The 18,348-nt window shown below is 65.7% G+C and carries 15 protein-coding genes; 8 read left to right on the top strand and 7 right to left on the bottom strand.

Annotated features, from left to right (window positions below; translation table 11 throughout):
* The first annotated feature begins 1 nt into the window (after nt 1).
* A complete protein-coding gene (locus ACFYPG_RS03060) occupies nt 2–2,803 on the top strand; it encodes a helicase-related protein (protein WP_387349902.1) in 2,802 nt (933 codons plus the stop codon).
* Nucleotides 2,800–7,716 (top strand): class I SAM-dependent DNA methyltransferase, encoded by a 4,917-nt coding sequence (locus tag ACFYPG_RS03055; protein ID WP_387349900.1) that lies wholly within the window; start codon nt 2,800–2,802, stop codon nt 7,714–7,716. Before ACFYPG_RS03060 ends, ACFYPG_RS03055 begins: the two co-directional genes overlap by 4 nt.
* 349 nt (nt 7,717–8,065) lie before the next feature.
* Here the strand turns inward: ACFYPG_RS03055 and ACFYPG_RS03050 are convergent, their stop codons facing one another.
* The 4 genes from ACFYPG_RS03050 to ACFYPG_RS03035 form a co-directional block, all read right to left on the bottom strand.
* Nucleotides 8,066–8,263 carry a DUF397 domain-containing protein gene (locus ACFYPG_RS03050; protein ID WP_387349898.1) on the bottom strand — a complete coding sequence of 66 codons (198 nt, stop codon included), beginning with the start codon at nt 8,261–8,263 and terminating at the stop codon, nt 8,066–8,068.
* Nucleotides 8,256–9,137 (bottom strand): helix-turn-helix domain-containing protein, encoded by an 882-nt coding sequence (locus ACFYPG_RS03045; RefSeq protein ID WP_387349897.1) that lies wholly within the window; start codon nt 9,135–9,137, stop codon nt 8,256–8,258. The genes ACFYPG_RS03050 and ACFYPG_RS03045 overlap by 8 nt, the downstream gene beginning before the upstream one ends.
* A 409-nt stretch (nt 9,138–9,546) precedes the next feature.
* Entirely contained in the window at nt 9,547–10,965 is a 1,419-nt protein-coding gene (locus tag ACFYPG_RS03040; RefSeq protein ID WP_387349895.1) for a hypothetical protein, read from the bottom strand.
* 161 nt (nt 10,966–11,126) lie between these two features.
* Nucleotides 11,127–11,630: a hypothetical protein gene (locus ACFYPG_RS03035; RefSeq protein WP_387349893.1), complete on the bottom strand. Its 504-nt coding sequence runs from the start codon at nt 11,628–11,630 to the stop codon at nt 11,127–11,129.
* A gap of 377 nt (nt 11,631–12,007) precedes the next feature.
* On the opposite strand from ACFYPG_RS03035, the gene ACFYPG_RS03030 reads away from it, so the two are divergent.
* A complete protein-coding gene (locus ACFYPG_RS03030; protein WP_387349891.1) occupies nt 12,008–12,520 on the top strand; it encodes a sigma-70 family RNA polymerase sigma factor in 513 nt (170 codons plus the stop codon).
* Nucleotides 12,507–13,277: a hypothetical protein gene (locus tag ACFYPG_RS03025; RefSeq protein WP_387349889.1), complete on the top strand. Its 771-nt coding sequence runs from the start codon at nt 12,507–12,509 to the stop codon at nt 13,275–13,277. The genes ACFYPG_RS03030 and ACFYPG_RS03025 overlap by 14 nt, the downstream gene beginning before the upstream one ends.
* 64 nt (nt 13,278–13,341) lie before the next feature.
* On the opposite strand, the gene ACFYPG_RS03020 is transcribed toward ACFYPG_RS03025, so the two are convergent.
* The 3 genes from ACFYPG_RS03020 to ACFYPG_RS03010 form a co-directional block, all read right to left on the bottom strand.
* Complete coding sequence (locus ACFYPG_RS03020; RefSeq protein WP_387349887.1) at nt 13,342–14,577, bottom strand: hypothetical protein; 1,236 nt, start codon at nt 14,575–14,577, stop codon at nt 13,342–13,344.
* A 143-nt stretch (nt 14,578–14,720) separates the two neighbouring features.
* Nucleotides 14,721–14,885 (bottom strand): hypothetical protein, encoded by a 165-nt coding sequence (locus tag ACFYPG_RS03015; protein WP_387349885.1) that lies wholly within the window; start codon nt 14,883–14,885, stop codon nt 14,721–14,723.
* 207 nt (nt 14,886–15,092) lie between these two features.
* Nucleotides 15,093–15,215, bottom strand: coding sequence for a hypothetical protein (locus ACFYPG_RS03010; RefSeq protein WP_387349883.1), 123 nt, complete (start codon nt 15,213–15,215; stop codon nt 15,093–15,095).
* 210 nt (nt 15,216–15,425) lie between these two features.
* Between ACFYPG_RS03010 and ACFYPG_RS03005 the strand changes: the two genes are divergently transcribed.
* Genes ACFYPG_RS03005 through ACFYPG_RS02990 form a run of 4 tightly spaced genes read left to right on the top strand, consistent with a single transcriptional unit; the run spans nt 15,426 to nt 18,345 of the window.
* Complete coding sequence (locus ACFYPG_RS03005; protein WP_387349881.1) at nt 15,426–15,758, top strand: hypothetical protein; 333 nt, start codon at nt 15,426–15,428, stop codon at nt 15,756–15,758.
* Nucleotides 15,759–15,777: 19 nt separating this feature from the next.
* Nucleotides 15,778–16,515, top strand: coding sequence for a TauD/TfdA family dioxygenase (locus tag ACFYPG_RS03000; RefSeq protein WP_387349879.1), 738 nt, complete (start codon nt 15,778–15,780; stop codon nt 16,513–16,515).
* Nucleotides 16,516–16,528: 13 nt separating this feature from the next.
* Nucleotides 16,529–17,530 carry a hypothetical protein gene (locus ACFYPG_RS02995; RefSeq protein WP_387349877.1) on the top strand — a complete coding sequence of 334 codons (1,002 nt, stop codon included), beginning with the start codon at nt 16,529–16,531 and terminating at the stop codon, nt 17,528–17,530.
* 14 nt (nt 17,531–17,544) lie between these two features.
* Nucleotides 17,545–18,345 (top strand): protein phosphatase 2C domain-containing protein, encoded by an 801-nt coding sequence (locus ACFYPG_RS02990; protein ID WP_387349876.1) that lies wholly within the window; start codon nt 17,545–17,547, stop codon nt 18,343–18,345.
* Nucleotides 18,346–18,348: the final 3 nt, after the last annotated feature.

Genomic DNA, 18,348 nt, shown 5'->3' with positions numbered 1-18,348 from the left:
GATGACCACCACCCAGGCCGCGACCTTCGCCCCGGGCTCCCGCATCGTCGTTCGCGACGAGGAGTGGCTGATCCGCAGCGTCAAGACCGGCACCGCGGACGGCACGATGGTGAAGGCGGTTGGCGTCTCCGAGTTCGTGCAGGACGTCGAGGCGACCTTCTTCACCAAGCTTGAGCACATCACGCCGCTGGTGCCCGAGGAGACCGACCTCATCCAGGACACCTCGTCGCGGTTCCGGCAGAGCCGCCTCTTCCTGGAGGCTGTGCTGCGACGTACGCCGCTGCCGCGTACGGAGCGCGGACTGGCGCTCGCCGACCGGTTCCTGCTCGACCCGCTGACCTACCAGCAGCGACCCGTCGAGCTGGCGCTGTCCGGCCTGCGGCCTCGGATCCTGCTCGCCGACGTCGTCGGCCTGGGCAAGACCCTTGAGATCGGGCTGATCCTCGCCGAGCTGATCCGTCGGGGCCGAGGCGAGCGGATCCTCGTGGTGTCCCCGCAGCAGGTGCTTGAGCAGTTCCAGCGCGAGCTCTGGACCCGGTTCGCGATCCCGCTGGTCCGGCTCGACTCGACCGGCATCCAGCGCATTCAGCAGGAGATCCCCGCAGGGCGTAACCCGTTCACCTACTTCAAACGGGCCATCATCTCGGTCGACACCCTGAAGGACGCCGGCCAGTTCGGCCATCACCTGGACGCCACGACCTGGGATGCGGTCGTCATCGACGAGTCGCACAACCTCATCAACAAGGGCACCCAGCGCAACGAGCTGGCCCGGCGCCTGGCCGCGAAGACCGATGCGCTGCTGTTGGCCAGCGCCACCCCGCACAACGGCGACAAGGAGTCGTTCGCGCAGCTGATCTCGTTGCTCGACCCGGCGGCGATCGCCAACGAGAAGGACTACCAGGCCAGCGACATCGCGCACCTCTACCTGCGCCGCACGAAGATCAGCCCGGAGGTACGCGACCAGATCGGCGACCGCTGGGCCGACCGCGGCCCGTCTGAGGCCCTGCACTGCGCGGCGACCACCATTGAGGAGCAGATCTTCGACGAGCTGACCGATGTCTGGTTGGCGGGCAAGTGGACCGACGAGGCGATCACCGGGCAGCACCGGCTGTTTCCGTACACCTTGTTGAAGTCTTTTCTATCCTCCCACCGCGCGCTGCACGAGACGGTGACCAACCGGCGCAAGAAGGCCACCGGCAGCGAGCGGGCGGCCCTGGACCGGCTGGCGGAGCTGACCTCCGCCATGACCGACAGCGACTCCAGCAAGCTCAAGGGCCTGGTCGACGAGCTGCGGAAAATCGGCGTCGGCAAGAACAGCAGCACCCGGGCGGTGGTCTTCTCCGAGCGGGTGCCGACCATCAAGTGGCTCGCCGAGGTCGTCCCCGGAATGCTCGGCCTCAAGCCGAACGCGATCCGGGTGCTGCACGGCGGGGTAGCCGACTCCGACGAGCAGACGATTCTCCAGGAGTTCGAGCTGGCCGGCAGCGACGTCCGGTTGCTCTTCACCGGTGATGTTGCCTCCGAGGGTGTCAACCTGCACCAGCAGTGCCACCACCTGATCCACTACGACATCCCGTGGAGCCTGATCCGGATCGAGCAGCGCAACGGCCGTATCGACCGATACGGGCAGAAGCACCAGCCGCAGTTCCGCGCGCTGATCCTCACCTCCGATCGCGAGGACGCCAAGGACGACCGCACGGTCGCCGAGAAGCTGCTCAACCGCGAGGAGACTGCGCACCGCAGTCTTGGCAGCGTCGAGGCCCTGACCGGTCAGTTCGACGCGAAAGCCGAGGAGGACCGGCTTGTGCGCGACCTGCTCGCCGGCAAGTCGGTGGATGAGTCGTACGAGGCTGCCCACGCCGAGGTCGACGTGATGGCCGACCTCTTCGGCGAGGTCGGCACCGCTCCCGTGGCGGAGGACGTGCCCCAGGCGAAGGTGCCGAAGCTCTTCGACTCCACCCAGGATTTCGTCGACGCCGCCCTGTACGAGATTTACGAGGACCGGCCCGAGGATCGCATCGACCTGCGGCGCGAGGACGAACTGATGAGCTTCCTCGCCCCCGATGACCTGGTGCACCGGCTCACCGACCTGCCCCGCACCTACCTGCGGGCGCACCGGGAGGGCGAGGACCTGCGGCTCAAGGTCACCTTCGACCGTGCGCTCGCGCAGCGCAAGCTCGACCAGGCCCGGCAGAGCAAGACCCCGATGTGGCCGGAGATTGCCTTCCTCAGCGACGTGCACCCGATGGTCGACTGGCTTGTCGACAAGGTGCTGATCCGGCTCGGTCGCCAGCAGGCCCCGGTGCTCACCGCCGACGTGACCACGCCGACGTTTCTGATCCAGGGCGTCTACGCCAACCGCCTCGGCCAGCCCACAGTCGTCCAGTGGATGGCCGTCTCCAACCTGCCCGCGTCGCCGACGATCCGCCCGATGGACGAGGTGCTGCGTGAGGCCAACGTCGGTCCCGCCATGGTCAACCGCGCCGAGGCCATCGGGATCGAACCGCTCAAGGAACTGCTGCCGGAGGCCGTCCAGGTTGCCCGGCAATATCTGGAGGGCAAGCGTGCCGAGTGGGCCGAGGCCAACGCCGAGCCGTTGCACCGGCACCGCGAGCAGCTGAGGACCTTCCAGCAGGCCAGCATCCTCGATGAGCTGCCCGGCGCGCACCGGGAGAAGCGACGCCAACGCGTCGACACCACCGTCCAGGAGCAGCACGATCTGCTCGACCGCCTGGAAACCGCCGGCGACCCGCTACTACGGATGCTCGCCGTCCTCGTACCGTCGCAGGAGAGTGCCGCATGAGCTTCGAGTCGCTGACCAACCGCGGCGAGTACCTCTCCGCGCACTACCTTGCCGAGATCCTGCCCACCACCCTCAAGGGGGGTCTGCTCAAGCAGTGGGCTGAGCAGGAGAAGGCTGGGGACGGCACGCCGCGCACAAAGCTTCGCGGGATGCGCCGCCCGTACTTCGACGCCAAGACCGAGCTGACCGACGTCGACTTCTTCGACCCGGAGCGGCTGCGCAAACAGCACCAGGACGTGTTGCGGGCGCTCGGCTTCGACCCGCAGCCGCAGACCATCACCGTCGAGCGCAACGGCCAGGAGTACGAGGTCCACGTCGCCCACGCGGAGCTGACCACCGCGCACGGCATCGTCGCGCTGGACTGCGGTTGGGCGGTCGACACCGAGGCCGCCCAGGACCCGGACGACGCCGGCCGGCTGCTCGACCCGCTCACCCTGTCGAGTACCGAGACCATCGCGACGGGCGCCAAGCTCACCTCGCTGCTCTTCGCCGCCGACAGCCCGAAGCCCCGCTACGTGCTGATCCTCAGCGGCGGCGTGATCACCCTCGCCGACCGTACCGTCTGGGGTGAGGGCCGCTACCTGGCCGTCAGCCTCGACACCGCCTACGCCCGCAACGACGACAAGGAGTTCGACGTCGTCGCCGCGCTCTTCGGCGCCAACTCGCTGCGCCCACCCGCCGAGGGCGGCACCGAGCCCCTCGCGGACCTGGTCGCCGGCTCCCGCCAGCACGCCGTCGGCGTCTCCAGCGAACTCCGCGAGGGCCTGAAGGTCTCCGTCGAACTCATCGCCAACGAGGTCCTCGACCAGATCCGGCGGGCCGGCTACCAGCCGCAGCAGGTGATGGACCTCGGCGAGATGGCCAAGGAGTTGGGCCGGGAGTCGCTGCGCTACCTGTACCGGATCCTGTTCCTGCTCTATGCCGAGGCCCGCCCCGAGCTGGGCGTGCTGCCGGTCAACGATCCCCAGTACGTCGAGGGCTACAGCCTCGCCCGCCTCGGTGACCTCGTCTCCCGCCGTCTCGCCCCCTCCGCCGAGGACGGCACCCACCTGTACGAGTCACTGGACCTGCTGTTCCGCATGGTCAACGAGGGGCACCGTCCACGTGGCGGCACCGAGGTCGAGGACAAGGCCAGCGAGGGGGAGGGGCTGCGCTTCGAGCCGATGAAGTCCGACCTTTTCCTGCCGGAGAAGACCAAGCTCATCGGCCGGCTGATCGCCGAGCCGGGCAGCGACCCTGACGACGAGCACGCACCAAAGATCGACACCCGGCTGCGCAACAAGGTCCTCTACGAGGTGCTGCGCCGGCTGATGCTCACCAAGGGCGGCAAGAAGCGCCGCGGTGGCTTCATCTCGTACGCCCAGCTCGGCATCAACCAGCTCGGCGCGGTCTACGAGGGCCTGATGTCGTACACCGGTTTCGTCGCCACCGAGCAGCTCTACGAGGTCGCCAAGAACGGCGACCCGAAGGACGGCTCGTGGATGATCCCGGCCTCCAAGGTCGACGAGTACGACGACGGTGTCTTCGTCTACAAGGAGGACGCTTACACCGGCGTCCGGAGCCGGGTCAGCTACCAGCCCGGCCAGTTCGTCTACCGGCTCGCCGGCCGGGACCGGCAGACCAGCGCCTCCTACTACACCCCGCAGTCGCTGACCGAGGTCACCGTCCAACTCGCCCTCAAGTACCGGCTCGACCAGGACGACACGGTAACAAAGGCGCGCGAGCTGCTGGACTGGACCATCTGCGAACCCGCGCTCGGCTCCGGCGCGTTCCTCAACGAGGCGATCAACCAGGTAGCGGCCGAATACCTGCGCCGCCGGCAGAAGGAGCTGGAGGTCACCCTCGACCCGGAGGACTACCACCTCGAACTCCAGCGGGTGAAGGCGTACATCGCCCTGCACAACAGCTTCGGCGTCGACCTCAACCGCACCGCCGTCGAGCTGGCCGAGGTGTCGCTCTGGCTCAACGTCATGCACGCCGGCCTCCAAGCACCATGGTTTGGCCTGCACCTGCAACGTGGCAACTCGCTCATCGGCGGCGGCCGCAAGACCTACACCGCGAAGCAGCTCGCCGACAAGTCGTGGCTCACCACCGCGCCGAAGGAACAGCCCTTCCGGGACGGTCCGATCGACGAGGGCACCATCCACCACTTCCTGCTCCCCGCCGACGGCTGGGGCGCGGTAGCGGGCGAGAAGGAGGCCCGCGAGCTGGCGCCGGCCGAAACCGCGAGATTGAAAGCCTGGCGTACGGCGATGAAGCGCACGCCGTCCGCAAAGGGGAAGAACTCGCAGGTCCAGCGGTTGCAGGCGCTCGCTCGGCGGGTCGAGTTTCTGTGGGGGCTGGTGCAGCAGCGCCTCGACATCTCCGAGCGGGAGATCCGCCGCGACATCGCGGTCTGGGGTGCCGAGGACCTGCCGCCGGTCACCGAGGCGGTGCCCCGGGACGAGATCCTCGCCGACCTGACCGCGCCGGGCACACCGTACTGGCGGCTCAAGACGCTGATGGACGTCTGGTGCGCGCTGTGGTTCTGGCCGCTGGACAAGGTTGGGCTACTCGACGGCTCCGACCCGGCCTACCCGGCCGTGCCCGTCCAGGTCTCACACATCAAAGACGAGCCAGCGTACGAGGAACCGGTCGTCTACGAGACGGCGGACATCTTCGGCAACGTGCAGCCCCAGCAGATGAAGCTCCCGACAAAGCCGACGGGCACCCGGCGAATGACTGTGGCGGAACAGCTCCGCCAGCAGGTGCCGCTGTCCAATTTGGACGAATGGCTGACCTTCGCCGAAGCACTCATTGGCCGCAGCGACGTGGATGAGAACACTGAGCGGTTCTACGGCCGGACGCTCACAAGCTTGAGCGAGATAAGCGAGTTCGAGCGAAAGCTCGACGGGGTCATCGGCGTCGACTCGCCCTGGACTCTTTCCGACCGGTTTCCCTGGCTCCTCGCGGCCGACCAGATTGCTGAGCAGCAAGGCTTCTTCCACTGGGAACTCACCTTCGCCCAAGCCTTCGCCAAGGGCGGATTTGACCTCCAGGTCGGCAACCCGCCTTGGGTTAGGCCCCGTTGGGTGGAGGAGCTAATACTAGCTGAACTCGATCCCTGGTTTGCCCTTGTTGCGGCTACCCCTGCTAAGTGGTCTTCCCGTCGAGCCGACCTACTCTCTGTCAGTGTGTCTCGGCAAATATTTCTGCAAGACATGGTGATGAACGTGGGGGTTTCCTGTTTCATTAGTGGCGTGTCGACCTACCCATTGCTTGCGGGGACTCAGGCCAACTTGTATCGCGCTTTTGCGATTCGCTCCTGGGGAAATGCGCGGAAAAGTGGAATATCTGCACTGCTTCATCCTGATACCCATTTCTCCGGCGCGAGAGAGGGTGCTCTGCGTCGTAATTGCTATCATCGAATGCGATTTCATGCGCACTTCGTGAATCAGCGTAAGCAGCACCTTTTCATGGATGTTCATAACAACGTTGAGTTCGGCATCCATGTCTATGGCAGGGAAGCCGAAATCTCTTTCGACCAGATTGCCTGGCTCTACGACCCGTCTACACTAGTGCAATCTCTTGATCACAGGGGCGCGGGTGATCCGCCGGGGCTTAAATATCTGGGCGGCTGGGACCTTCGTCCACACTCAAGTCGAATTGTGAGGGTCGACGAAGGCGTCCTTGCGCAATGGTCATCGGTGGCCGGCGAAGCGGAAACTCCCCGATCTGAGGCCCGACTCAGGTATCCCGTAACGTCGGCGGAACAGAGGGCCAGCATGGCTCTTAGCGGAGTCGGCCGACGACTGGAGTCGCTTGCGCCAAAGATTAGCCGAGGACTGTTGGAGAGTGAGTCGCAGCAAGCGGGCGTACTGACGCGAGACACGTTTCAGCCGACGAGTTGGGATGAGGTGATTCTGCAGGGCCCTCATCTTGGAGTCGCGACACCTCTTGCCAAACACCCGAATATGCCGTGTCGAAGTAACAAGGACTATGAGTCATGGGACCTCTCCGTGGTCTCGCCTGACGCTATTCCGCGGTCTAATTTCCGCCCAGTGCGAGGAGTGGATCGTTTGAGGCAGGCGGCCGAGAAATGGGAGAGCGGGCGCCCGTTTACCGATTACTATAGGATTGCCTGGCGAGAAATGATCTCAGTGGTAAATGAACGCAGCCTTTTTGCTGCGATTATTCCCCCTGGGCCCTCTCACGTTAAAGCTGTCCATACAATGGCCCTAAAAGATAATCACCTTACCGCGCTAAATGCTGGGCTGTGGGCGAGTCTGCCTCTGGATTACTCCGTGAGGGTCTCTGGGAAGTCGACTCTCTACGGAAAAGAGATTTTCCTCATGCCGGGTGCTGAGGCTGGTCACCCACTCGCAAACGCCTTATTGCTGAGGTCGATGAGGCTGAATTGTCTCACTAATGCATTCGCTCCGCTATGGTCGGAGCTTTTTGATTCTGGGTGGTTGGCGGAGCCTTGGGTGGTGTACTGGCCCGACGTGGCGCCCCTGAACGCCGTTCAGTCGGAGTGGGCATGGTCTACTCCCGTGCGGACGGAACGTGAGCGCCGTGCGGCACTAGTCGAGATCGATGCTCTCGCGGCGGTTTGGCTAGGCATGCAGGCAGACGAGCTAATTGCGATATATCATTCAAAGTACGCAGTGTTGATGGAATATGAGTCGCAGATGTGGTTTGACGCTGCGGGCCGCAAGATTGCGCGCGACTTCCATGCGCAAGGCGTCAATCAGTCGAAGGATGCGTTCAAGTGGCTGACGGCGTACCAGGAGGATCCGGAGCGGAATCCGGTGCCGGAAGGGTACGTGGCGCCGTTCTATAAGGCGGATCGAGAGAACGAGTACCGGCAGGCGCATGCCGTGTTCAGTAAGCGGCTTCAGGATGCGATCGAGGCGGGCTGGCAGCCGTCGTAGCTGGCTACCCTCTTCAACCCGAGGAGGAGATGGCTCCGAGCAGCCACCAGAAGCACCAGGCTGGGGCGCGCCTTGCGGTGGCCGAGACCCTGTTGCACGAGACGAGCTACGTGCGGGGGTACGTTAAAGGCACGAGGAGTTCATGGGCGAGCGTCGGCGGCGTTCGTCTACGCAACCCGGACAGCCGGCATACGGCGATCTACCCCGCGAACGTGGAGGCATGGCGGAACCGGTGGTCGTTGTTCGAGGACGTGGCCCAGCCCGTGACCGAGGACACGGCCTCCTGACGATTGCGTGACGGGAGCACATCCGGCGTGACCGCCGGCTGCGCTCCCGTCTGGTGTACGGCTCAATGCCCAGACTTGGTGACCCGGACGAAGCTGGTCCAGGCGGCGGGGGAGAAGGTGAGGGCGGGTCCGGCCGGGTCCTTGCTGTCGCGCACCGCGATGAGACCGCGCAGGTTGTCGGCCACCTCCACGCAGTTGCCGTTGTTGTCGCCGCTACGGGTGCTCTTCCGCCACTGGGCACCGAGCAGGTCGTCAGCCATGATGGACCTCTTCCTTGATCTTGCCGATCATCCTTCCTGATTGTTCCTCATCAAGCGCGAGGTTGAGCAGGCTCGCCCAGACCTTCTCGTAGACCGCAAACTCGTCGGGCCGGTCGAGATAGAGCGCCCCGGTCACCGACTCGCAGTAGACGACAGACTGATCAGGGACGACCCGGTTGACGAGTGGGAAGTCGAGCATGACGAAGGCCCCTGCCAGCGCGCCGTAGTGGGCACCGACCGACAGCGGGAGCACACGGATCGACACGTTGGGTAGCGCGGTCCGTTCAAGAAGGCGGTCCAGTTGTTCGGCCATGACTACTGGGCTACCGACACGTCGAAGCAAGACGGCCTCCGACAGGACCCATTCCAGCTTGGGTGCCTTCGGGAGACGGCGAACAAGGATCTCCTGTCGGCGGCGGCGAACTTCCAGAACCTCGTCCAATTCATCAGCCGGCATGTTGGGGCGGTTTTGGTAGACACCGCGTGTATAGGCCGGAGTTTGAAGCAGCCCCGGGACCAGGGTGTCGTCGTGCTCTCGCAGCCGCGATGCGGCGGATTCCAGGCCGACGTACAGCTCGAACCAGTCGGGGACGGCGTCGCCGTACGAGTGCCACCAGCCCTTGGCCTTGGTTTCGCTGGCCAGGGCGGTGAGGGCGCCGGCCAGGTCGGGGGTCGCCCCGTACAGCTCGCACATGACCTTGACGTCGAGGGCGCGGACCGGGCCGAGGCCGGTCTCGATGCGCCACATCTTCTGTCGGCTGCACTGCATCGCTTCGGCCGCGCCGTCCAGAGTCATCCGGGCCTCGGTGCGTAGCTCGCGCAGCGCCCGCCCGAGCTGCCGTCGCGGCACTGTCGATCCCATGTCGTCGGCCATCGGCTCCCGCCCTCTCCATGTTGCATTTTGTTACATCTGGATGCCATCGCTGAAACGCGCGGTCGTCGCCCCGAGAAGCAATTCCACTCGCTGCTGTCTTGCAGAGCGATTACGCGTCTGACCATACAAGACACCTCCGACACGAGCCATGGACGCGCAATTCCCACGCGCGGTTGATTCGCGTACCGTCGCGGTTGGAATGGTGTTGGGGTGGGGTTTAGAGTTCGTAGCGAATCCGGGCCAGACCGCAGGCGAGCAGGATGCCGACAATGACCAGCCCGACCCTCGTCCAGGGCACGTCCCTGCCCGGTCGGACGCCGATGGAGACCGCCACCGCCAGTCGGGCGACGAGGACGAGGCAGATGACGAACGCGAGGCGGCCGGCAAGTCGAGCGTTCGAAGGCGCGTCTCAATCGTCGCCGTGGAGGGTCCGGACGACCAGGACTGTGCCATCGCGGCCGAACGAGTACACGCTGCCGTCGGCCGGCATCGCGGCTCGCTTGCCGAAGAAGCTGGGCGCATCCCTCAGGTAGGCGCCGATCCGGCCGTCGGCCAGCTCGCGATAGAGGCGGCTCTCCACACCTCGGAAGACCTCCAGGACTCTGCCCCGTCCCAGGGGTGCGCGGTGCCGGGTGCCCTCCGCGGAGAGCCCGTTGGGTAGCGCAAATGTGCCGGCGCTGCTCGTCGCCCACGCCGGGTCCAGGTCGAACAGCCCCGGTTGGAATGTTGGATCCTCCGTGCCGTGCTGGCGGGGTGTGGCATAGCCGCTGGCGGCTTCGCTGTTCCCGGCGAAGAGCAGGGCGGTGGCCGCCACGGCGCGGGTCAGGATCTGGGTGAACCAGCCGCGCTGTTGCTCGGGTATGTCGAAGACCTGGGGTGCGCCCGGCGGCAACTCCTCGGCCAGGTCCGGATCGGCCTCGTCTGCCGGGGAGGGCACGCCGGTAGGCGTCTGTCTCGCTTCGGGCTCTATTGGGGCGGCAGTACGGGGCCGCCAGAACTGGTCCTCGGGGGTGGTACTCAACAGGCCGTCGAGTTCGTCGTCATCACCGGACCACAACCCGTCATCCCCGGGCGGATCGAGCACGTAGGCGGTTATCCCAGCCTGGGTGAGGTGCGAGGCGACCATCAGCGACGGCGGGTGGTGCCCGCCCACCGACAGAGCCTCCACCTGTACGGCGGCTCGGGCGAGCTGCCCGTGGATGAAGCTCGGCGACTGGTGGGTGCCCTTGCACTCCAGGATCACGATCTTCATCCGCCGGCGGGCCTTCGTGGCGTGGTGCCCGAGCAGGATGTAGTCCGGCCGTTTCTTGGTGCGCGAGACCGACTCCACCGCGCCGATCCCGTCCACGAAACCGGCCTTCAACGCCACTTCTGCGTCGACCGCGTGAAACGTCCAGCCCCGATATTGCCGGCGAAGTAGGTTCTTTGCGACGACGAGGGCCAGGCCGATGCCCAACTGCTCGGACTGGGTCACCTTGTGGTGGTAGACGACCTCGTTGGCATCCGGCGTGAGCGCAAGACGCCCGCTGTTCCTGGTCAGCGTGGCGCAGTAGCGGACGGCGGCCCAGTGCCGGGCCACCTGCGACAACGGTGACGCGGTCAGCAGGGTTGTGGCCACCCCCAACTCGTGCAGCACCTCCGCCGGGGTGGTCCGCATCCCGCCCCTGCCGACGTCCACCGGGGTCAACGTTTTGTGGTGCCAGTACGCCTCGCGCGTCTTGGCGTGTGTCTCGGCGTACCGGAGCACGTCGTCGACGAGCTGATCGGAGGAGTTGAGCGCCAGTAGCGACTGGTAGCTCAGAGACCGTACGAGGGAATCAATCTCCACGCCCACCCCCGGTGCTGACGCACTACACGAGACAGGCACCCAGAGTGATTGAAGAATCTCAGAGTGTCAATGCCGTGCGAATGCGTCAGCTCGCTACGTGGGCAGCCCGAAATGCTGAGGGAAGTCGTCGTACGGGATGAATTGCTAGGCGCGGGTGTCGGTCACAAGAAGACGATGACCGGCTGGACCTGGACGTTCTTGGTCAGCTGCTGCGGCGAGGGGACGGGCGTGCTGATGTTGACAGATGTGTTGTAGCCGTAGATGACGACCCCGTCGAGGTGGTTCGCGCCCGGCCAGTTCGACTCCAGGCGGACCGCCATCTGCGTCGGGAAGTTGGTCACCTCCTCGGCGCACGACCGGATCAGGACCACGCTCGGGGTGGCGGTCAGGTGGGTGGCCAGCATCCGGGCCAACTTCTTGTAGGTCCAGCCCCAGTCCTTGGCGCCGGCCTCGGAGTCACCGATCTCCTCGTCGTTGCCGTGCGCGCGGATGCACAGCGGTTCGCCCGCCTGCACCCCGGCCAGGTAGGTGGCCAACTGCCGATCCGCCTCGGCCTGCGTGAGCCCGGCGTCGATGGGCAGGAGCGCACCCCACGCGGCCGCACCCGACTCGGCTCCTTCGGATTGACCCCGTGTATTCGGATCCTGCGTCGCCACGATGAACATGACATTCTCCTTCGGGCTACCTGCCTAAAATAAACCGACGAGAGCAGGCTAGCTTGGTGGTCTAAGAATCACCCTGTCGGCTATCTGGCTCAAATGGCTTCCGTCGCTTGTCGGACAACTGTCGACAGTCGTCGACTGGGGCTGAAGTGATTGACCGAAGTCGTCGACGCGCAATTTCCAAAAGCACACTTGGCATACGATCCATCCATCTCGACGGTGACGTGCAGCGCCCTACTTTCGGGTCTCGGTCAGGATCGCGGCCATCGGCACGCTGCCGACACTGCGGCTGGGATGGTCCTCACGGCCACTGGATGCCCCAACCGGAGCGGTCTCTCGTTCGTCCAAGATACTGAGGACAACACCGAGGGGACCCTGTTGTGGCCGGTTGGGAGCAGGTGCTGACGGATCTCGTCAGCACCAGAGGCGCGGCGCTGAAACGCTACGCCTACCTGCTGTGCGGCAATGACAGCGACGCCGAAGACCTGGTGCAGGACGCGTTGGTGCGGGCGTTCACCCGACCTCTGCGCGACAAGGTCGAAAGCCCTGAGCAGTACGTTCGCAAGGCCGTCCTCAACCTCTACCTCGACCGGGTCCGTCGGCGCAGCGTGTGGCGGCGAGTGATGCCGTTCGCGGCCGCGCCCGACCGGATCGAGGACGACTCACGCGCAGTCGATGCCCGCCACGACCTTCAGGCGGCGCTCCTGGCGCTCGCCCCCCAGCAACGAGCCTGCGTCGTCCTCTACTACCACGTTGATCTACCAATCCCAGAAATCGCCGCACAACTCGGTTGCGCGGTCGGCACGGTGAAACGCCACCTGCACGACGGTCGACGCCGCCTGGCCGGGCTGCTGCACGACGACACCAGGGAGGACGACCGTGCCGTCCGATGATCGAATTTTGCGGGAGCGTCTGGCAAGCCTGGCGGACCGGGCCGCTCCGCCGTCGTTCGCCACCGATCGCCTGCGCGCACGTGTTCGGCGGCGGCGCAATCTACTGGCGGCCGGAACCGGCGCCGCGTCGATCATGGTGGTCTCGCTGGTGACGGTCGCCGCAGCCGGGATCGTGGGTGGCGGTGATCCGATCACCGGCACGGGCGCAACGCCGGGGCTGTCGACTCCCACCAAGCCCACCGCCACCACCGACAAGGAGCCTGGGGTGTACGTCTGCGGCGACCGCTACGACCACCCCGGTTCAACTGCGGGAGGCATCCTCACGGCAGAGGTGTCCTCGGTAGCCAAGGTGAATGGCGACGCGGGTCCCGCAGTCACTGTGACATTCGCCGCCACTCGGGCGGTCCATGTGGCCTCCAGTCCGCCATCGCTCCTTCAGGTCCTCTACCTGAAGGACGGCGTCATTGTTGGCGGAGGGCCGATGGTCAACAAACCGGGCAACACCAGCGCTCAAGGCGTCGACGCGATCCGAGATGGGTTCGATCTCGCTCCCGGCAAACCTCACGAGCAGCAGCTCGGTCCGCGAGAGATGTTGTGCCCTTCCCTGACCTGGCCCGAGATTTGGGCCCGGCCTGATCGCTACGAGGTCGCGGTGGTGCTCGGCCCGGTCGAAGAGCGTGGGGAGGAGCTCGTCCTCGGCGTTCCGCTTCCGCCCTCGGTCGCCTCGCTGGTGGTGAAAGCGCCACTGCCGGGTTGAAACGACGCTCTCCCCGCGCAGCCCCCGACTACAGGGCCCCGCGGGGAGAGCACCGATGCCAGTGTCAGGGTGCGAGTGACATGCCAAGGATGTTGAAGATGGCCGGGGCCTCCGTCCACCTCGCCTTCGTGCCGCCACACTGGCTGATGATCCCGCGGGCCTGACGAACGTTGGCACTCACGTTGAATACAAGCCCTCCGCTGTCCCCGGGCCGGCACGCCGTGATGCCGTCGCGCTGGAAGGCCTCGACCCCGCCGTGAGTGATGCCATTGGATCCCACCCAGGTAAGCCAGCCGCTGGTCACCTGGATGCCGCACACGACACCGGAGGTGTAGCCGGTTTGGCAAACCCAGTCTCCCGTGTAGGAGAGAGCAGAGCTGGTCACGTCGTTGACCGTGTAGTTACCCGATTTTCCGTCCCACGTCCGGCTCGCTGTCGTTCCCGTGGAGGAGGTGTCGATCGCCACCGCGTCGTAATAATCGGATCGGGTGGTGGTAACTCCGATCTTGTTGCGTCCACCGCTCTCCCACCCGGTGTAGATCGTCACGCTGTTGGCGAAGCAGTGCCCAGCCGTGATGAGGAATGACCGCCCGTCGGATTTCCGGCGGGCAGGCAGGCCGGACGTGCAGTCGTATCCCTCGCTCTGCGTGGTTCCGGACGCGCTCAGGGCTGCGCCGGAAATCCATTGCGGGGTGTCCCGCCGCCGCGAAGCGTCGGCCATTGCGGTAGCCGGCTCGACGACGGTAGGAACGCCGACCAGTTCGGCGACGGGCCTCCGGGCGACGGTGGAGGGCGTCAATGCCTCGGCAGCGCGTGCGACATCCCGGGCGCGGACCCTCAGACCACTGCCGTCGGCGGGGACTGCCACACTCTCGATCGACAGGTCCGTACGCTGCTGCTCATTGATGAGTCGTTCACTGGCCGACTTCAACTCGCTGAGCGTGTGACGACCCTGCTTCAGTTCGATCCGGTCGGCTTCGATAGTCGGATCGGTCTTCCTCACTGCGGCAAGGAAGCCTTTCGCCGCGCCAGGATCCGTCAGATAGATCTTGACCGTCCCGGTTGTCCCGTCCAGCTCGAGACCGGAGAAGACGTCGCTGTGAGAGGTGGCCCCGACCGCCGCGGCAGCATTCGCGATCTCCCGCAGCGGCTGAAGCAGAAGGCCCTGCTCGGCGGGTGACATGGCCGCGATCTGCTGGTTCGTCAACTGAGGCGGATCGGCCGCCGCCGGACTGCTCGATATTGCAATAACTGCTACCAAGGTCGCCGCGATGACGGCAGTCCCCCGCGCTGTGGACATCCAGTTCCTCCTCGTTCGGCAATGAGGAGGCAGAGCTTATTGGGCCGTGATTGATCTCGATGCCCCGAAACGACTGACCCGTACAAAAGAAAAACTGCACCAAATCATGCTGGCAGCGCGTGCCCGGGCGGACGACCTCAGCGCTATCCGTCAGCGGCGCGTACGACGAGGACCGTGCCGTCGCGGCCCGGTGAGAAGACCTCGCCCTGCGGGCGGAGGGCCGACCACTGGCGGAAGACGCGGGGCGCCGCCCGCAGGTACGGGCCGATCTGGCCCCCCGCGAGATGTCGATACAGGTTGCTCTCCACGCCTCGAAACACCTCCAACGTCCGACCGCCGGGTAGTGGCGCGTGGTAGCGGGTGCCCTCGGCCTGCAGACCGTTGCGTAACCGCAGCGTCTCGGCGGTGCTCGACGTCCACGGCAGATCCGGCTCGAACAGGGCTTGCTGCGCCGGTGCTTCCGGCTCCCCGCGTTGCCGAGCCCGCTGACTGGTGGGTGCCCTTGCACTCCAGGGTCACGATCTTCCCGCCTGCGCGGCTTTCAACGCCACCTCTGCGTCGACCGCGTGGAACGTCCAGCCTCGATACTGCCGGTGCGGCAAATTCTCGGCGACGACGAGGGCCAGGCCGATACCCATCCAAGCTGTCTACCAGGCCGGTGTCCTTCGGTAGAGGACTTCAACGCGCTACTCACGGCAGCGAAAATTACATACCATTAAGCGATTTTGGCGGTGAGCGGCGAGATGCCGCAGGGAATGCTTCACCCGGGTCCGAACGCATGACGCTCGAAGTTCGAAGTGGACGTAAGGCTGAGGTGACCTACGTGTGCGGTCGATAAGTTGGTCAGCATGGCGTACAGGAACTACACGGCCGATGGCAGCTACTGGACGGTTCGCAAACAGGGGGCAATCTACTGGGTCGCCCGCATACGTCGCGTCAACGGATCCTACGAGTGGCTGGACACCTGGGGCGGTTACGAGCGCGCTGGCGCCGCTGCCGGTGCGGCAGCACAGCTCGCCTACAACCAAGCCCGGGAAGATGTGCTCAAGGAGTTGGTCGGGACGCTGCACACAGCGTTGGACGGAGCTGGCCTGGGTGCGTTGCCCACTCCGGCCCCGGTGCGGCCTCCTGACCGGTCGCTGCTTCCGGCGGCCGTTGAACTGGACGAACCTGAGGACTGACCGCGGGTAGGCGAGGCGAATGTTGTTGGTGGAGGCGGGATGCGAGGTCGAGGTGAGTCCGGACCTGCTGCCCCTCACCCTCGCCCGTGATGGCATCGTCCTGATCCAGCAGGGCTCCGTAGCCGAGGTCCAGGCGCTGCTCGACCGCTGGACGGTCCCCTTCGACCATCCTCATCAGGTCGCCGACGGACTGACCGTCATCGCACCTCGTGTCCGCGCCAATGATGGTGACAACGAAGCCGGCTTCACGGATCTGCCCCTGTCGCCACACACCGATCGCAGTCTGCACGTGCAGCCACCCAGTGTGCTCGCCACACTGATGCTCGCACCGGCGAGGGCCGGGGGATGCGCCACCCTGGTGGACGGAGCCCGGGTGCTGACGCTCATCCGCCGTCGGGCCGACGACACTGCAATCGCTCGTCTGCGGCTGAGGACGACGAGCGGTCAATCCGGCCCGCCTGTCGTCGAGTTCATCCCCGGTTACGCCCACATTCGGTACCGCGACGACCGGATCGCCGGTCCGCACAGCACCGACGGGCATACAGATCTCGTGGCCGATCTCCGTCGCCTGATCTCCGATACGGCCCGATCCCTGCACCTGGACGCGGGCGACGGTTACCTCGTACACAATCACCGCTTCCTGCACGGGCGCACAGCCTTCACCGGGGATCGGAGCCTGGTGCGGTTCCTGGCGAGAGTTGACAGCGACCATTCGTACGCCTGGTTGAACCGGGGGTTTTCGATTGCGAGTTCCTAGAGCGCGCACGGCAGTGTCGTCACCGCAGAGCCCCGCCCACCTCGTCGCTGCGCTGTCGAAGGTTCCGCCGCCATCCGACGCGGCCTTTCCGCAGGCGGTCCGTGCCGTCATCGAGGCGTACCCTGACCCCGAGGCACTGCTGCGTGCCGTTCTCGACGATCGCACCATTCGCACCCGGTCCCGGTTCGCGGCACTCTACGCGCTCCTGCTGCGCCTGCGACGCGAGGAACGCCACGCCGAGTACGGCTCGGTCGTCCGACACCACGAAGATGAGTTCGGAGCCGAGCCCTACTTCCACACCTTTCGAGCGATCGTGGCCCGGGCCAAGGGTGACCTCGCCTCGCTTCGCAGTTCGGTCGAATACTCCCGTCAGGCGGTCGCCGCCATGCCTGACGTGGCGGCGGTGGTCCATCAACTGGCGGCGTTCTGGGTCGAATACCTCGAACGCCTGGAGGATCCCGGACCCGCACGTGACCTCGACGAGGTGGAGCGGCAGGTCGACCGCGCGATCACCCTGACCCAGGGTCGTATCGCCCACTACTACGAGACAAAAGGTCGGGTGCTGGCACTGCGCGGGGAGTTCGAGGCTGCCCGAGGTGCCGTCGCGCAGGCAATCGAACTTGAGCCGCGCGCCTCCCGGGATCACCTGCGTCGGCTCACCCAGTACCAGTCGAGCCGAATCCGAATTGATCTGATGCAGGAGCGCACCCGGTGGGCCCAGGCCCACGCCCGTTTCCGCACCGAGTTGACCGAGTTCAAGGGCCAGCAGCTGCAACTCCTGGGACTGCTGGCCGCCGTGGTGGCGTTCATCGCCACGGCCAGCAACATCGCCAGCCAGAGCAGCGGCGTCGAGGGCCTCCGCCTCATGCTCGTGGCGTCCGGCGCGATCGCTGTCGTTTTCGGTACGTTCTCTCTCGTCAACAACAGCCGCGTTCTCCGGGTGATCGCAGCGGTCGTCATCGGGTGCGCCATGATCGGGGCAGGGATGTTCGTACCGGCCTCGTGGATGTCATGAGAGTTGGACCAGCCATGAAGGTAGGAGAAGCGATTACCTCCGCCGGCGGTACGCGGGCGAACGAGGACCGCGTCGGCCACCGCGGCACCCTCGCCTGGGTCATCGACGGCGCAACCGACCTGTATGACGACACCATGCTGCCCGGTGACAGTGACGTGCAGTGGCTTGTCGACAGCATCGGTGAGCGGTTGGCCCGAGCCGGCACCGACGACTACCGAGGTTCCGCCGCTGAGCTGCTGACGTTGACTGCCGCGGACGTTGCCCACGAGCAGGCAGCACTGTCGTTCCCCCCAAGCAGGGTGCCACCCGCCTGCTCGATAGCGGTCTGCGTCGACCAGGGCACGGGCTACGACCTCGCCCGCATCGGCGACGCTACCGCTGTTGTCGACGGCGTTCGGCCGGTGGTCCTGTCGACTGGTTACTTCGACCAACGCGAAGCTGCGGCGGTGGCGACAAATGAGGGCGAGGCGGATCGCGTTGTCGCGGCGATGCACCAACGCCGGCTACACACGATGACCTCCGGGGATGTCGAATCCGTCTTCTCCGGTCACCCGCTACGCCAGCTCCGCCCACACACCGCCTGCGGCGAGTGGACGCACACCGACTGCATACTGCTGTGCACCGACGGCTTCGCCCGGCTGGTCACCGACTACAGGCTCTACCGCTCGTGGACCCAGGTGATCCCCGATGCGCGCGATCGAGGGCTGCACTACCTGGAGAAGCTGATCCGCGATGCAGAAAACGAACCCGGCAATGGCGGCGGCCGGTTCAAGCGGGCCGACGACATTGCCGCTCTCCTGCTGACCCCGAACTGACAC

Origin of the sequence: Micromonospora sp. NPDC005553, from assembly GCF_042871765.1 — a bacterium.
Taxonomy (GTDB): Bacteria; Actinomycetota; Actinomycetes; order Mycobacteriales; family Micromonosporaceae; genus Micromonospora.
Note: the sequence above shows the minus strand (reverse complement) of the source record. Positions and strands in the feature narration are given on the sequence as shown.

Bases quoted from the DNA above. Each gene is read 5' to 3' on its own strand.
- ACFYPG_RS03060 (WP_387349902.1), top strand. From the start codon at position 2: ATGACCACCACCCAGGCCGCGACCTTCGCCCCGGGCTCCCGCATCGTC.
- ACFYPG_RS03055 (WP_387349900.1), top strand. From the start codon at position 2,800: ATGAGCTTCGAGTCGCTGACCAACCGCGGCGAGTACCTCTCCGCGCAC.
- ACFYPG_RS03050 (WP_387349898.1), bottom strand. From the start codon at position 8,263: ATGGCTGACGACCTGCTCGGTGCCCAGTGGCGGAAGAGCACCCGTAGC.
- ACFYPG_RS03045 (WP_387349897.1), bottom strand. From the start codon at position 9,137: ATGGCCGACGACATGGGATCGACAGTGCCGCGACGGCAGCTCGGGCGG.
- ACFYPG_RS03035 (WP_387349893.1), bottom strand. From the start codon at position 11,630: ATGTTCATCGTGGCGACGCAGGATCCGAATACACGGGGTCAATCCGAA.
- ACFYPG_RS03020 (WP_387349887.1), bottom strand. From the start codon at position 14,577: ATGTCCACAGCGCGGGGGACTGCCGTCATCGCGGCGACCTTGGTAGCA.
- ACFYPG_RS03010 (WP_387349883.1), bottom strand. From the start codon at position 15,215: ATGGGTATCGGCCTGGCCCTCGTCGTCGCCGAGAATTTGCCGCACCGG.
- ACFYPG_RS03005 (WP_387349881.1), top strand. From the start codon at position 15,426: ATGGCGTACAGGAACTACACGGCCGATGGCAGCTACTGGACGGTTCGC.
- ACFYPG_RS03000 (WP_387349879.1), top strand. From the start codon at position 15,778: ATGTTGTTGGTGGAGGCGGGATGCGAGGTCGAGGTGAGTCCGGACCTG.
- ACFYPG_RS02990 (WP_387349876.1), top strand. From the start codon at position 17,545: ATGAAGGTAGGAGAAGCGATTACCTCCGCCGGCGGTACGCGGGCGAAC.